The organism is Arthrobacter sp. BC5, assembly GCF_056680255.1.
Genome location: NZ_CM155273.1, coordinates 2650763 through 2664266, shown reverse-complemented (window position 1 = coordinate 2664266; position 13504 = coordinate 2650763). Strand labels below are relative to the sequence as shown.

Below are 13504 nucleotides of genomic sequence, written 5' to 3'. Positions count from 1 at the left end.
TCTGCGAGGCCTCCCACTTGTGACCAGAACAGCCAGAACGGCGCGTGGTGTTTCATGTCTCGTGTCCGAGAGCTACGCAGTGTCAGGCACGTTGACGATGAGTCTTGAGCTATGGCAGCTGTCGGATATGCGTGCGTCTCGACCGAGGTCCAGAACCTCGACGGTCGGACCGACGCACTCGAAGCAGCAGTCTGCGGAAAAGCTCTCATCGAACACGCACCAGGAGTGCTGGCAAGACGACCGGCCCTAGAGGACGCACTCGACTACCTAAGGGCCGGCAACACCCTCGTGATCACGAAGCTCGACCGCCTCGGCCGGTTCGTGGGGAAACTCAAGGAAGTGTTCGACGGACGTGAGAGACGGGGCGTCGGATTGAAGGCCTTCTCTCAGGGCATCGACACGAGGACGCCCGGCGGACGGTTGTTCCTCCATAAGCTCGCGGCGATCGCAGAGTTCGAACACGGCATCAACGTCGAACGCACGAAGGACGGACTGGCAGCGGCGATGGCCCGCGGCCGACCGGGGCTGCTAACGCTCACAAAAGGGACTTTCAGCCCTATAGGTATACGTGGAGTGCTTGTCATCCTTGTCAGGGTTGCTGTTCCGGGTCCTCGCTCTGCGAGGCCGGACTGGATTTGACCGTACGCCACGCATGACACCTCGGTGGTGAGGCCTCGAAGAAGCGGGCCCGCCGTCGGACTAGTTGGACTTTGAAAGGAGCGGCATGACCGCTGACACTCTCACCCTCCACACTGCCCTGACATCACGGGCGCAAGCATCGCACCGCAGGGACATGCTCCTGCATCCTTCCAACTTCAGCGCCGACAGCTTCGCAGGATGCGAAGGGAGGCCGAGTACCCAAGAACTGACTGCCCGGATTGAACGGCTTCACGAGGAGCTCCTGACCAGGGGGCTGCCCGAGGGCGAGGCACGAACGGAAGTGGTCCGGATCGCAGCGCAGGAAGTATGGGACGGGTTCGCTGCCCGGCTGCGCCGTCATCGGGCGGCGGGCAGTCAGATCGATGCGAACGTCCTCGCGGTGGCCCTCAGTTCGATCAAGGGCTTGACCCTTTCGTTGGCACGTCGTTCCGGGGACGTGGCTCACGCCAGCCGTGTCGTCAGTGCTGCCCGTCACCGGCTCCAGTGCAATGGTGGGCTGTTGGACAGGCTGTACCCGCACACCAATCCGGCTTTCAGCGAGGCTGATATGACCTTTCAGTCATTGGAGTTCTTTCTCGCACCGTCCTGAACGCCGGTGCCGGGCGCCTGCCACACTATCGTCTCGAGGGCGGGCTGCATCCACGTCATTCTCAGTCGGCGCTCATCCACTGCTTTCGCCGCTCCTGCATGAGCTTTCACGCTCCTTCAAGACGCCAGGCGATGTTGATGGAAAGCTTTCGTACCATCGGACTGATGAGAGCACCATCGTGCATACAGCATTAACATCATCGGATGAGGTTCGGTATCCTGCCTTGCCGATCCGGGTGTTCATCGTGAACGCCCACGAAGTGGTCCGGCAAGGCTTGGGGGACGTGCTGGAGCATGAGGGTTTTGAGGTCGCGGGTGAAAGCGAATCAGCCGCCGAAGCCACTCGTCTCATCTCAATCATGAAACCAGATGTAGCTATTTTGGACGACCATTTGCCCGACGGCACCGGCATCGAGGTCTGCGGACATCTGCGCACCACGTCCCCGGAGGTCAAATGCCTGCTCCTGACTGGCTGGGATGAACAGCACGCTGTGCGGGTCACCGTCCTTGCAGGCGCATCCGGGTACGTTTTCAAGCAGATCCGGGACAACAGCGTACTGATTGACAACGTTCGAAGCGCCTCTGCCGGCCGCCCATTATTGCCGGCCGATCTCCGGGCACGGATAGCCGAAAGCCTCGGCGCCACTGCTGGAGCTCCCTGGTTGGGCACGCTGACAGAGATGGAGCGGACAGTGCTTGCCTTCATGGCACGGGGCCTGACGAACCGGCAGATCGGACGGGAGTTAATGCTCCCTCAAATGGCGGTGGCGGGTTGTGTGTCCTCCGTACTTCAAAAGTTGGGATTCTGCCGCTGGGCCCCACTGGTACCAATCGCGGTCCCCCTCGGAGAGGGTCGGCAAACCCTGCCCCGACGTCAATGAGCGATGGGCACCGTCCAGGTCACGTTCGTGCCCTCGCCCGGCGTGCTCTCGATGATGCACGTACCGCTCAGGCGGTAGGCCCGGCTCCTCATGTTGTCCAGACCGCTGACCCGCTGCGGGTTCTCAAAGCCGCACCCGTTGTCCCGGACCGTGAGCACCACCTCACTCTCCTCCGCACACAGCAGGACATCGATGTCCTCCGACCCCGAGTGCCTGACCGCGTTGCTGACGCTCTCTTGCAGCACCGGCAACAGCTGTTCGGCCACCTCCGGCCCCACAGCATCATCGACGGGCCCGGAGAGCTGAACCCTCGGAAGGACCCCGGCAGCACTGGCAGTCTCCTGCACCGCGCGCAGAACGCGTCCGCTGAGCAGTTCCTGGCCGAACCCACGGGCCTGGAGGGAGTAGATGGTGTCGCGAAGCTGACGGATGCAGTCGTCCAACTCGGTAGTGATACTTGCGATCCGGCGTTCGTGGGCAGCCGGATCGGAGGTGTAGCGGCGTAGGCCTTGCATGCTTAGTCCGGCAGCGAACAGCCGCTGGATGATCAGGTCATGCAGGTCCCTGGCGATCCGTTCCCGGTCGATGAACAGGGCATGCTCCTCGCGCAGCTGGTTCGCCCTCAGCAGGTCCAGGGTCAGGCTTATGCGGGAGGTGAACATGGTGCTCGATTCAACCTCCACCTCCGTATAGCGCGCCCCGCCGGAAGGCCTGGCCAGGATCAACACACTGTCGCGGTGGCCGTCGCTGTTGTTGCCCAGGGCTGCCACCAGGACCGGGCCAAGCTTTTCGCCCGTCGCCGGGTCGAATACCTGAAGTGGATCCGAAAAAGCCCGGGTTTCCCCGGTAGACAGCACTTCGGGCAGCACCGTACCGGCTGGTAGCTCCTGCCCGCCGGGCACCGACTGTACCCCCACGGAGGTCCGGCATCTGATACTCCCGTCCCCAGCCACCGACGCGATAAGGGCTAACGACGAGGACGAAGCGTGGAGTGCCCGTTCTGCGATCATGTCCAGGTTTTCGGTGTCGGACCGTGGACGGGCCTTCAGGCTGTCGCTGACTTCCATGCCCGCTTCCAGCCACCGCTGGCGGCTGGTGCTGTCCTCAAACAAGCGAGCGTTCTGGATTGCAACGCCGGCGGCAGCGGCGAGGGCAACTGCAAGGTCCTCGTCCTCGGCCGTGAAATCGACGCCGCCGATTTTCTCGGTCAGGTACAGGTTCCCAAAAACCTCATTCCGCACCCGAACCGGTACGCCCAGGAACGTCCGCATCGGCGGGTGGTTGGCCGGGAAACCGAACGCAATCGGATGTTCGCCCAGGTCATGAAGGCGCAACGGGTTGGGTTCGCGGATCAGTTGCCCCAGCACGCCATGGCCGGTGGGAAGATCACCGATGAGCCGGGCCCCGTCCTCATCAATGCCGACGGTAATGAAATGGCCCAGCTGCTGGTCACCACCGATGACCCCGAGGGCTCCGTACCGGGCTCCGACAAGTTCACAGGCTGACTGGACGACCCGGTCCAGCACCGCTTCCAAACTCAGGTCCTCTGCCAGGGAAACGACGGCTCCGAGCAGGCCCTCCACATGTTCCTGGGTTCTGACGAGTTCGCCTGCTCTTTCCACGAACTCCCGAAGAAGTTCGCGGGTCCGCTGTCTGATGGGTTCACGCCACATGAGAGCACTCCAACCATTCAGAATGTCGTCCACGGCAAGTTCTATCGCCCTGAATCCAATAGGTGAAAGCCCCAGCGCCTCTCTCCCCATGCTAACAACTGCACAGAGTTCGATGACTTCAGTTCCGGGCTTACCCATCGACGCCATAGCGGATCTGATTTTCGCTGGAGTCATCTTGTACGGACGGCGGCTGAAGGCCGGTACGTTCAATGATCCGGAGCTAGCCTCGTTGGTGCAGGCTAAGTCGTGTGTGAAGTGGAACCCGGAACAGATCAGTGAGCACCTTGCCATGGCTTGTGGTGACCGGCAGCAGTTGCAGGTGGGCCCAGAGACGATCTGCCAGGCCCTGTACGTCCACGGCCGCGGCCGTCTGCGCGCTGACCTGCATCTTTTCGTCCACTCACCCCAGCGTCTACTCCAGGTAGGCACCGATCTCCATGACCCGCCGCGTAGAACCTTCGGCGGAATCACCCCCGCACACGCCTTGCACCACCTACCATCGCGGAGATGTCTCGTCAACGATCGTCCGCGCGACATCGCGATCCGCCCCACCTGACGTCGTTCTGGCGACGATCAGCCACCACTGCCCCCATCCCCCCTGACGACTCGCGTTGAACCCGGCTTGCGGGCTGCTGTTGCTTTGAGAACGGCAGGGCTAGATTCGCTTCCAGGGGTTTACAGGGTAACTACTTAGAGACACAATCTAGTCATGGAAGTCTCCACCTCCGGTCTTCGAATCGCGGCAAGCGCTGAGTGGCCCAGCGACTGGCTTCGGGCCACCCTGGGCTTCCTCTGCCTCCGCGCACTATCCGCCGGTCCTTCCTACGGCTACGCCATCATCAGCGAACTGGAGAGCCACGGCTTCGGCGCCATCAAGGGCGGAACCCTGTATCCGCTCCTCACCCGATACGAAAAAGCAGGCCTGGTGACGACAGATTGGCGGGCCGGCGACGGCGGTCCCGGCCGCAAATACTTCGCACTGACCGACCAGGGCCGCTCCGAACTCACACGTCTCGGCGCCGACTGGGCGCGGTTCACCGATGCCACGTGCCGCTACCTCGACCGACCCACCACGGAGGGCTCCGCATGATCCAGCAGACCAGCGACAAGAAGTGGTTCGACCAACTCGTCATCGAACTCCGACTGCGCCAGGTCCACGGAAGCGCCATCGGCGACACCGTCGCAAGTGCCAAGGAATTCCTCCGCGATTCCGGTCAGGGGGCCCAAGAAGCGTTTGGGCCCGCCCGCCAGTATGCCGAGGCACTCGAGCTTCCCTCCGCACCGAAGCGCGACTGGACACGCAAAGCGCTCTGGCCCGCAATGCTCGGACTCCTGGCCTTCTTGCTGTTCAATCAGGCAGTCGTGCCCTGGGCCCGGTCCGAGCTCTTGCTGGTTTCCCCGGCACAGCTGGCGCTCCTCTCCACACCAGTGGTGCTCATCGCCTTCCTGCCGCTCTACCTCGACGCCATCATCCGCCGGGTCTGGGTCTGTATCGGCATCAGCGGTATCTGCGCACTGTCAGGACTCCTATCAGCCTTGGCCGCCCCTGAAGACCGCGCCGAAGCGTGGCTAGGCCTGGACCCGCTGCCATGGCTCATAGGCAGCGCCCTGGTCATGGTGGCCCTCTCGGTCAGAAACACCGTCCAGGCCGCCCATACGACGGGCGACGACGACATCACCGATCCCAGTTCGGCGACCGCAGACAGCACCGGAACCAGCACGAGAGTCATCGTTCAGGTCACCAACTGGCTCTTCCCCATACTCGCCCTGGCCATGCTCGGCCTCGCGCTGGCACTGAGCTGATATCGTCCGGGCGACCTGCTGCTCGACGGCGCCACCCCGGCCGTGACCGGGGTGGCGCCACAGACCCTTGAAGACCTGCCCACCCGGATCCCCACTGCGGAACTCACGCCGCCACCGCTGCCGCCCGCAACTTCCCTGACTCCCCCGCCGCGGTATCCAGCTCCTCCTTTCAAGGGATCCTTTGACCCGACGGCCTTTGTGGCACGGCGTGTGCGAGACAAGCACTACATTCAGTGAATGCCTCTGATCGTATTTCCCATGGTCGCGACGGTTCTGCTGTCACTCGTGATCCCCGCGATGGTCACCGCGGCCGTCCGCCGAGGTGACCGGAACGGTCGAGCAATGGCTCGCCCGAACGCAGACACGGGGTCACTGTTCGTCGTGAAGAATCGTCGCTGGCAGTCCGTCCTGTTCCGTGTGCTCGGCATCGTCTTCCTGGTTATCGGTGGTCTCTTCACGCTCGTCTCGGTCGTGGAGTCCGAGGAGATGGATGGGCCGGGTCCCCTCATCGCTGGCGTCGGGATCACGGTGGCCGGAGCGCTCCTCGTCGTCCTCGCCATGGGGATCCGTCGGTTTCGGGTCGACGCGTTCGACAATCACCTGACCGTCCGCCCCTGGTTTCGAGCGACGCGAGTCCTCGCATTGACCGAGATCGGGTCGGTCCGTCCGTCGCGCAACCAGTACGGCGGAATCGACGTGAGAGACGTGAACGGCCGCATGCTCTTTACTGCGACCAAGATCAGCATCGGTCACGACGACATCGTCGCCTATCTGCAGGAGCGATTCCCCCGGCAGCAGACCATCAACCCCGCCATGCCTGGCGACGTCGCATCCTGGCAGGGCGCGAGCCTTCGAGCCGAGTGGTTCCCTCTTCCCCGCGGGCGCAAAGGCACCTTGGAGTCCGGCGTTCTCCTCGCTGCTGCAGGGGTCTCCGGGCACATGTATACGAGCGAGCTCGTCGCCCTGCTCAATCACCGGATCGGCATCGTGGAGTCCACCAACTCGGACCCCCTCGTCTTCCTGACCTGGCCCGACTCCGGGTCGCCTACGTCGATCGCCTGGGAGGCCACGAAGGATCTACCGGCCGAATCGCTGGCCCTCCTCGCCGACCCCATGGACAGCGGCGCGGCCGCCGTGCTCGTCGGGACGGACCTCACCGACTTCTCGGAATGGATCATGGCCCTTCCTCGCTAGCCCGGCCCCGTGAGACGCGTTCCCTCCGAAGAGGCACAGGACGACGGGCACCGTCAGCGCTGATGAAACAGCACCACATGCCAGTTCAGGGCTCGCCGCGGATGGTCGCTGATGGGATCCGCGATGTCGTCCAGCTTCTCGGCGGTGACCCGTCGAGGGTCGGAGCCCCTCATGAGGTACGTGCGATGCGTACGCATCCGGCTCTTGTCCGTCGGGGAGCTGGACGACTGTGACGGCCCGGGTAGGGCGCTGGACGGCGTCGCCACCGCGGAGGGCCTCCTTCCCATGACAAGATCACCGTCACACTGCCCCACCTCAACACGGTCCTCGATCGAGGCCGGCCGGGCGGTGAGGGACACCATGGTGCGTACGGTGAGACCAGCGGTGCTCGGCACGGACTGCGGCACCTCACCCGGCTGCCTCACTGCCGAGGGCGGTTTGTCTTCAAGTACTTGAAGTTCCTATCGTTGATGGAGTGAGCGCACCGAGCATCAGGAAGACGTACACGATCAAGGAAGCGGCGGCCCTGACGGGGCTGCCGGCCAGTACCCTGCGCTATTACGAGTCGATCGGGGTGATCACGCCCATCGGTCGCGGTGCAAGCAGCAAGCACCGGGTCTATACGCCGGAGGACCTGGATCTGTTGACCTGGGTGTCCTGCCTGAGTGCAACGGGAATGTCCGTGAGTGACATGCGTCGCTATATCGGCAACGGGGCGCTTGGAGCTGATGCCGCCCCGGAGCAGATCGAGCTGTTGAAGTCCCAGCAGGAACAGCTAGCCGCCGAAGCGAAGTCCATCGCACTGCGCAGACGCTATGTCGCACTGAAGATCGACTATTGGCAGGCCATCCATGCCGGCGACGATGCCAGGGCCGCACAACTGTCGGATGAAGCACGGTCCCTGGCCGACCTTCTTCAGAGGACCAAGAAGCAATAGGCATCACGCGCGCCTCCCAGCGGACCTGGCACGACGCCACCGCCGATCGCTGCATGGCTCATCGCCACTCAGGAACCGGACGGCCAGAGCCACGTCGTGACGTCGGCGAGCACATCACCGATCGGGACTACGGCCAGCCGGCCGCATCCAGCAATTGAACGCCCCTCGAAGGAGAAATCACATGACCACCACTGTTCACGCCTACGCCTCCCCCTCCCCCGACGGCGACCTCGCCCCCACCACCATCGAACGCCGCGACGTCGGTCCCCACGACGTCCGGATCGAGATCACGTACGCCGGCATCTGCCACTCGGACATTCACACGGTGCAGGGTGACTGGGGGCCGCAACCCTACCCGCTGGTGCCCGGCCACGAAATCGCGGGCATCGTCGCTGAAGTCGGTTCCGAAGTGACCAAGCACGCCGTCGGCGATCGGGTCGGTGTCGGTTGCATGGTGAACTCCTGCGGGCAGTGCAAGAACTGCACGGTGGGCGACGAGCAGTACTGCGTCAACGGGATGGTCGGCACCTACGGCGCCATGGACCGTGACGGGACCATCACCCAAGGCGGCTACTCCACCCACGTCGTCGTCACCGAGGACTTCGTGCTGAGGATCCCCGAGGGCATCGAGCTCGACGCCGCAGCACCCCTGCTCTGTGCCGGAATCACCACCTACTCACCCCTGCACCGCTGGGGCGCCGGCCCCGGCAAGAAGATCGCCGTGATCGGCCTCGGCGGCCTCGGCCACATGGCCGTCAAGATCGCGCACGCCATGGGCGCCGACGTCACCGTCCTCTCACAATCCCTCAAGAAGCAGGAGGACGGCCTCCGTCTGGGCGCGGACCATTACTACGCCACCAGCGACGAGACCACGTTCACCGACCTTGCCAGCTCATTCGATCTCATCATCAACACGGTCAGCGCCCAGATCGACATCAGCGCCTTCCTGGGACTCCTGACGGTCGACGGAGCCCTGGTCAATGTCGGAGCGCCCGCCGAGCCGCTGCCGGTGAACGCCATGGCGCTCATCGGCGGTCGCCGCTCGTTCGCCGGCTCCATGATCGGTGGTATCGCCGAGACACAGGAGATGCTCGATTTCTGCGCCCGGAACGGCATCGGCGCCGAGATCGAGGTCATCCCGGCCGACAAGATCAACGAAGCCTACGAGCGGGTCCTCGCCTCGGACGTCCGCTACCGCTTCGTCATCGACGCCTCCACCTTCGCCTAGGCGACCAGCACTGCCCGGGACAAGAAACAGCCCCTACCACCGCCGAAACCGGACTGGAGCGTGGTGGTAGGGGCTTTCCGGCCCGACTCCCGGGGCGCGACGGCAACACCCTCGCACTCCTAGGCGGACTTCGCGCCGACGGTGAGCGCATCGACTCGACCTCCACCCTGCGCTTCCGCACCCGAGAAGCACTGGCACGCTCACTGACCGAGGCGGGCGTCACCCGTACCGAGGTCCGGGACCTGCCCTACGCTCCCGGTCGGGGCTGGCTGGTGACCGCCCGCGCGTGAGCACTGGGCGTTACTCCGGACCCGAATCGCGCAGGCTCGAGTACAGCAGCATGTCGCGACGCTGGCCGGAAATCTCCTGGTGGGAGCGGAGCAGGCCCTCACGGAGGTACCCGGCCCGCTCCGCCGTCCTGATGGACGCGGTGTTCCAGGGTTCGATAGAGAGCTCCGTGCGATGCAGCTCGGGGATCGTCCAGGCGAAGGAGGTGACAGCGCGCAGCGCATCCGAGGCGAGATGGCGGCCTCTGAAGGATGGAGCGATGCCGTAGCCGATGCGGGCGCGGCCGGCGTGCAACTCACGCACCCATAGACCAGTGAATCCTGCGCGCTGTCCTTCGATGGTGTCGACGACGGCGAACGAGAATCCCGTGCCCTCTGTGTGCCGGGTCTGCTGTCGCCGAATCCACTGGTGTGCCTGATCGAGTGTCGCATTCAGGGGCAGCGTCCCCGTCGCGGGAACGTAGGGATCCCGCGACAGTTCCATGGCCATGTCCGCGTCCTCAGGACGAAATGCCCGCAGCGTCACGTTCCCGAAGGACGGACCGGTAGCAGGCCACCGGTCAGCGATCACAGGAAGGTCCATCACCCGAGTCTGTCAGGTTCGTGCAACCACGTCTGCCTGACCCTGCACTACGGTTCATAGCCGAGGGTGGCAGCATGACCTATCAGCTCGCCCTGCGCATCGTTCGCCTGCCGGGCCTCCATGATTTTTCCGTGACCGTGGGGTTCACCTTCGCCGCGACGGCCACAGCAATTCCTCAGAGCCTTTGTGCGCTTCGTGGGAACCTCGGCCTGCCCGGTTCGACGCCCGATCCCAGCGATCCGTTTACGGTGATGTTCGCGAACCTGATGGGCAGCGTCGTCACCATGTGGGCACTCTTTCGCCTCGTACGTCCCGCATGAGCGGCCGGAGCGGCCGACGTGCGGAGCACGTCTCCCTTTCTCTCTCGGAATGGTTGCTGCCCTAGGGCAAGGGGTTTCACCGCTCGTGCTGCTCATGCTCATCCTCGAGATCGCCTGGGGTGTGGTTCAAAGCATTGCGCTGCTCGCCGCTCGTCGTGCCGAACCTCTGGCAGAGGCGGGCGGGGTTCGTCGCCTTCGCCAAGGTGGCACCCCATCCGAAGCGGCAATCACTCCGGGAATACGGCGACTCGAGACCCCGACCACACTCGGGATTCCCACGCGCCACTCTGGTCCACCGGTCCGTGGCGAATGTATGGTACAGGACTTTGGGCCCTTCAGACCGATTCCGCGGGTCAGCAGACTTGACGCATCAGAGTCGGTCACCTCTACGGTGCGCGGCACGACAACACAGGCAACAGGAGTAGGGCAATGAATGTTTTGGAGAATATCTGGGATGTCTTCTGGCTGTTTTTCTGGTTCTTTGCGATGTTCGCCTACTTGATCGTCCTCTTCCAGGTCGTCATTGATCTCTTCAGGGATCGGAGTATCAGTGGATGGGCGAAGGCGCTGTGGGTGATCTTCCTCGTCTTCCTCCCGTTCCTGACAGTCCTGGCCTACCTTCTGAGCCGTGGTTCGGGGATGGTCAGCCGCGAGGCGGCGCGTGCCGGGGCCGCGCAGGAGGCCGCGGAGGACTACATCCGCGGCCTGTCGGCACCGAGTTCGGCCGAGGAGATCGCGAAGGCGAAGACGCTTCTGGATTCGGGCACCATCTCGGAACCGGAGTTCACAGTACTGAAGGATCGGGCACTCGCCGGCAAAGCGTGAGCCCGGCCCCGAAGACGCTCTGAATTGATCGACCCGGCGCCCGATCATTCTTCGGGAGCCGGTCCGAAACCTCACCTCTTGCGGACCACAACTCATCAAGGAAAAGAATCGTCATGACCAGGCAGAACGAAGTCAAAGGCAGGAACACAGCGAGACCGGCGAAGCGTCGGCTCACCGGTCAGCAGATCACGGCGATCATCCTTGCCGCCGTGGCCGTGATCTTCATCGCGCAGAACAGGGAGGTGGCGAGTATCTCACTGTTGTTCCTCAGTGTGTCCCTTCCCTTGTGGGTCACTCTCGCAGTGGCCACCGCCGTCGGTATCGCCGTCGGCTGGCTACTCCACCGACGGTCGGTCTAGCTCACCGTCCGTGGTCACTACATCCAGGCGCAGCCGATAGGTGTTCCGCCTTCCGTGGCAGGCACTGCCGGTGCCGGGCGCTTCCCAGGGGCGACCGTCACCGGCGGGGTCTCGGTCCGTGTCACCGACCCAGCCGCCGTGGTGACACTGGAGGGCCTTCTGTTCCGGCCGCGGGTGCCGTCTTCATCCGAAAAGGGTATCGCCAGTCGGCGGGCCGATCAGGCTCGGGAAGCGGTTCCACCGCAAGAGACATTCACCCATTAGCGACGAGGTCACACCGTGCAGCAGAAACCCGCATCACCACCGATCGAGCACGCGCACCGCGCAGCAATGGAGTCCCTCCCGTTCTCAGACCTCCGGGACTTCGAGAACGCGGACCGCGGCTTCATCGCCGCCCTCGAGAAGGGCATCATCACGGCCGACGACGGCCGGGTGGTCTGGGACAGTGACGCCTACGGCTTCCTAGCCGGCGACGCTCCGACGACCGTGCATCCGAGCCTCTAGCGGCAGTCGCAGCTCGCCGCGAAGCAGGGCCTGTACGAGGTGGTCGAGGGCATCTATCAGGTGCGTGGCTTCGACCTCTCGAACATCACGTTCGTGGAGGGCGATCACGGGGTGATCGTCATCGACCCGCTGATCTCCACGAAGACTGCGGCTGCCGCCCTCGCCCTGTACCGCGAGCACCGAGGCGCCCGCCCCGTGGTCGCGGTGATCTACAGCCACAGCCATGTGGACCACTTCGGCGGGGTCTTCGGCGTCGCCACCCAGGCGGACACCGATGCCGGACTCGTCGAGATCATCGCCCCCGACGGGTTCACGGACCACGCCGTCTCGGAGAACGTCTACGCGGGGACGGCCATGGCGCGCCGGGCAGGCTACATGTACGGGGCGTCCCTCGACCGGGGCCCGCGCAGCCAGGTCGGAACCGGACTCGGCCAGACGGCGTCGAGCGGTGAGGTCGGGCTGATCGTGCCGACGCTGCTCATTGCAGCGACGGGCCAGACCGCGACCGTCGACGGCATCGAGATCGAGTTCCAGCTGGCACCCGGTTCCGAGGCCCCGGCCGAGATGCACTTCTACTTCCCCCGCTTCCGGGCCCTCTGCCTCGCCGAGAACGCGACCCATACCCAGCACAACCTCCTCACCCTGCGCGGCGCCCTCGTCCGCGACCCGCGTCTCTGGGCCGGATACCTCACCGAGGCCATCGGCCTGTTCGCCGAGCGCACCGATGTTGCGTTCGCCTCCCACCACTGGCCCACCTGGGGGCGCGCGGAGATTGCGGAGTTCCTCGGCACCCAGCGGGACCTCTACGCCTACCTGCACGACCAGACGCTGCGACTCCTCAACCAGGGGTTCACCGGCAGCGAGATCGCCGAGCTGATCGAACTCCCGCCGGCGCTCGAGAACGCCTGGAACGCGCGCGGCTACTACGGTTCGGTGAGCCACAACGTGAAGGCGATCTACCAGCGCTACATGGGCTGGTTCGACGCCAACCCGGCGCGGCTCTGGCCCCACCCGCCGGCCGAACTCGCCGCACGCTACGTCGAGGCGCTCGGCGGGATGGGCCGCGTGGTCGAACTCGCGCAGACCGCGTTCACGTCCGGCGACTTCCGCTGGGCTGCCACGCTCCTCGACCACGCGGTGTTCACCGATCAGCACCACACGGCAGCCCGCGCCCTCTACGCCGACACCCTGGAGCAGCTCGGCTACGGCGCGGAGAACGGCACCTGGCGGAACTTCTTCCTCTCCGGCGCCACCGAACTGCGGGATGGCAATTTCGGGACGCCGGCCACGTCCGCAGCGCCCGCCATCATCGCGCAGCTCACCCCCGAGCAGCTCTTCGACGCCATCGCCATCTCCGTGAACGGCCCGAAGGCATGGTCCCTCGACCTCGCCGTCGTCGTCGTGTTCACCGACCTCGACCAGCGCTACCGGCTCACACTCCGGAACGGGGTGCTGACCAGCACCCGCTGCGGGCAGGACACGCCGGCCGACCTCACCCTCACGCTCACCAAGCCGCGCCTGATCGCCCTCGTGGGCGGAGATCTCGAATCCCCGGGCCTCGACCTCGACGGCGCCCGGGGCGTCCTTCCCGCGTTGCTGGGCGTGCTGGACCGGGGCGACCCGGAGTTCCCGATCGTCACCCCATGATCACCACACTCGTGA

Annotated in this window: 15 protein-coding genes and 1 pseudogene; 13 read left to right on the top strand and 3 right to left on the bottom strand. The window is 64.7% G+C overall.

Translation table 11 applies throughout. The features are described 5' to 3' along the window. Nucleotides 1-111: 111 nt before the first annotated feature. From AC1MFI_RS12420 to AC1MFI_RS12410, 3 genes are all read left to right on the top strand, one after another. Entirely contained in the window at nucleotides 112-639 is a 528-nt protein-coding gene (locus tag AC1MFI_RS12420; protein WP_479817234.1) for a recombinase family protein, read from the top strand. Between the two features lie 85 nt (nucleotides 640-724). Next, nucleotides 725-1249, top strand: coding sequence for a hypothetical protein (locus tag AC1MFI_RS12415; protein ID WP_479817232.1), 525 nt, complete (start codon nucleotides 725-727; stop codon nucleotides 1247-1249). A gap of 235 nt (nucleotides 1250-1484) precedes the next feature. Then, nucleotides 1485-2129, top strand: coding sequence for a response regulator (locus tag AC1MFI_RS12410; RefSeq protein ID WP_479817231.1), 645 nt, complete (start codon nucleotides 1485-1487; stop codon nucleotides 2127-2129). Here AC1MFI_RS12410 and AC1MFI_RS12405 read toward each other — a convergent pair. Beyond that, entirely contained in the window at nucleotides 2123-3802 is a 1680-nt protein-coding gene (locus tag AC1MFI_RS12405; protein WP_479820872.1) for a GAF domain-containing sensor histidine kinase, read from the bottom strand. The genes AC1MFI_RS12410 and AC1MFI_RS12405 overlap by 7 nt on opposite strands. Before the next feature lie 709 nt (nucleotides 3803-4511). On the opposite strand from AC1MFI_RS12405, the gene AC1MFI_RS12400 reads away from it, so the two are divergent. The 3 genes from AC1MFI_RS12400 to AC1MFI_RS12390 all read left to right on the top strand — a co-directional run bounded on the left by AC1MFI_RS12400 (nucleotide 4512) and on the right by AC1MFI_RS12390 (nucleotide 6799). Then, nucleotides 4512-4892: a PadR family transcriptional regulator gene (locus tag AC1MFI_RS12400; RefSeq protein WP_479817230.1), complete on the top strand. Its 381-nt coding sequence runs from the start codon at nucleotides 4512-4514 to the stop codon at nucleotides 4890-4892. Beyond that, a complete protein-coding gene (locus tag AC1MFI_RS12395) occupies nucleotides 4889-5605 on the top strand; it encodes a hypothetical protein (RefSeq protein ID WP_479817229.1) in 717 nt (238 codons plus the stop codon). The genes AC1MFI_RS12400 and AC1MFI_RS12395 overlap by 4 nt, the downstream gene beginning before the upstream one ends. Before the next feature lie 237 nt (nucleotides 5606-5842). After that, the gene (locus AC1MFI_RS12390; RefSeq protein WP_479817228.1) at nucleotides 5843-6799 is read left to right on the top strand and encodes a hypothetical protein; all 957 of its coding nucleotides are present in this window, start codon (nucleotides 5843-5845) and stop codon (nucleotides 6797-6799) included. Between the two features lie 206 nt (nucleotides 6800-7005). Here the strand turns inward: AC1MFI_RS12390 and AC1MFI_RS12385 are convergent. Further along, nucleotides 7006-7170: pseudogene (locus AC1MFI_RS12385) on the bottom strand (IS30 family transposase); the annotation flags it as partial. A gap of 104 nt (nucleotides 7171-7274) precedes the next feature. On the opposite strand from AC1MFI_RS12385, the gene AC1MFI_RS12380 reads away from it, so the two are divergent. Then, nucleotides 7275-7736: a MerR family transcriptional regulator gene (locus AC1MFI_RS12380; protein WP_479817226.1), complete on the top strand. Its 462-nt coding sequence runs from the start codon at nucleotides 7275-7277 to the stop codon at nucleotides 7734-7736. A gap of 181 nt (nucleotides 7737-7917) precedes the next feature. Next, nucleotides 7918-8964, top strand: a complete 1047-nt coding sequence (locus AC1MFI_RS12375; RefSeq protein WP_479817225.1) for an NAD(P)-dependent alcohol dehydrogenase — start codon at nucleotides 7918-7920, stop codon at nucleotides 8962-8964. Nucleotides 8965-9264: 300 nt separating this feature from the next. On the opposite strand, the gene AC1MFI_RS12370 is transcribed toward AC1MFI_RS12375, so the two are convergent. Further along, entirely contained in the window at nucleotides 9265-9834 is a 570-nt protein-coding gene (locus tag AC1MFI_RS12370) for a GNAT family N-acetyltransferase (protein ID WP_479817224.1), read from the bottom strand. A 74-nt stretch (nucleotides 9835-9908) separates the two neighbouring features. Here AC1MFI_RS12370 and AC1MFI_RS12365 point away from each other — a divergent pair, with 74 nt between their 5' ends. From AC1MFI_RS12365 to AC1MFI_RS12345, 5 genes are all read left to right on the top strand, one after another. Further along, entirely contained in the window at nucleotides 9909-10154 is a 246-nt protein-coding gene (locus AC1MFI_RS12365; RefSeq protein ID WP_479817222.1) for a hypothetical protein, read from the top strand. A 429-nt stretch (nucleotides 10155-10583) separates the two neighbouring features. Next, entirely contained in the window at nucleotides 10584-10979 is a 396-nt protein-coding gene (locus AC1MFI_RS12360; RefSeq protein ID WP_479816587.1) for an SHOCT domain-containing protein, read from the top strand. Nucleotides 10980-11092: 113 nt separating this feature from the next. Beyond that, a complete protein-coding gene (locus tag AC1MFI_RS12355) occupies nucleotides 11093-11338 on the top strand; it encodes a LapA family protein (protein WP_479817221.1) in 246 nt (81 codons plus the stop codon). Between the two features lie 279 nt (nucleotides 11339-11617). After that, complete coding sequence (locus AC1MFI_RS12350; RefSeq protein WP_479817220.1) at nucleotides 11618-11842, top strand: hypothetical protein; 225 nt, start codon at nucleotides 11618-11620, stop codon at nucleotides 11840-11842. A 39-nt stretch (nucleotides 11843-11881) separates the two neighbouring features. After that, nucleotides 11882-13489, top strand: coding sequence for an alkyl/aryl-sulfatase (locus tag AC1MFI_RS12345; protein ID WP_479817219.1), 1608 nt, complete (start codon nucleotides 11882-11884; stop codon nucleotides 13487-13489). Nucleotides 13490-13504: the final 15 nt, after the last annotated feature.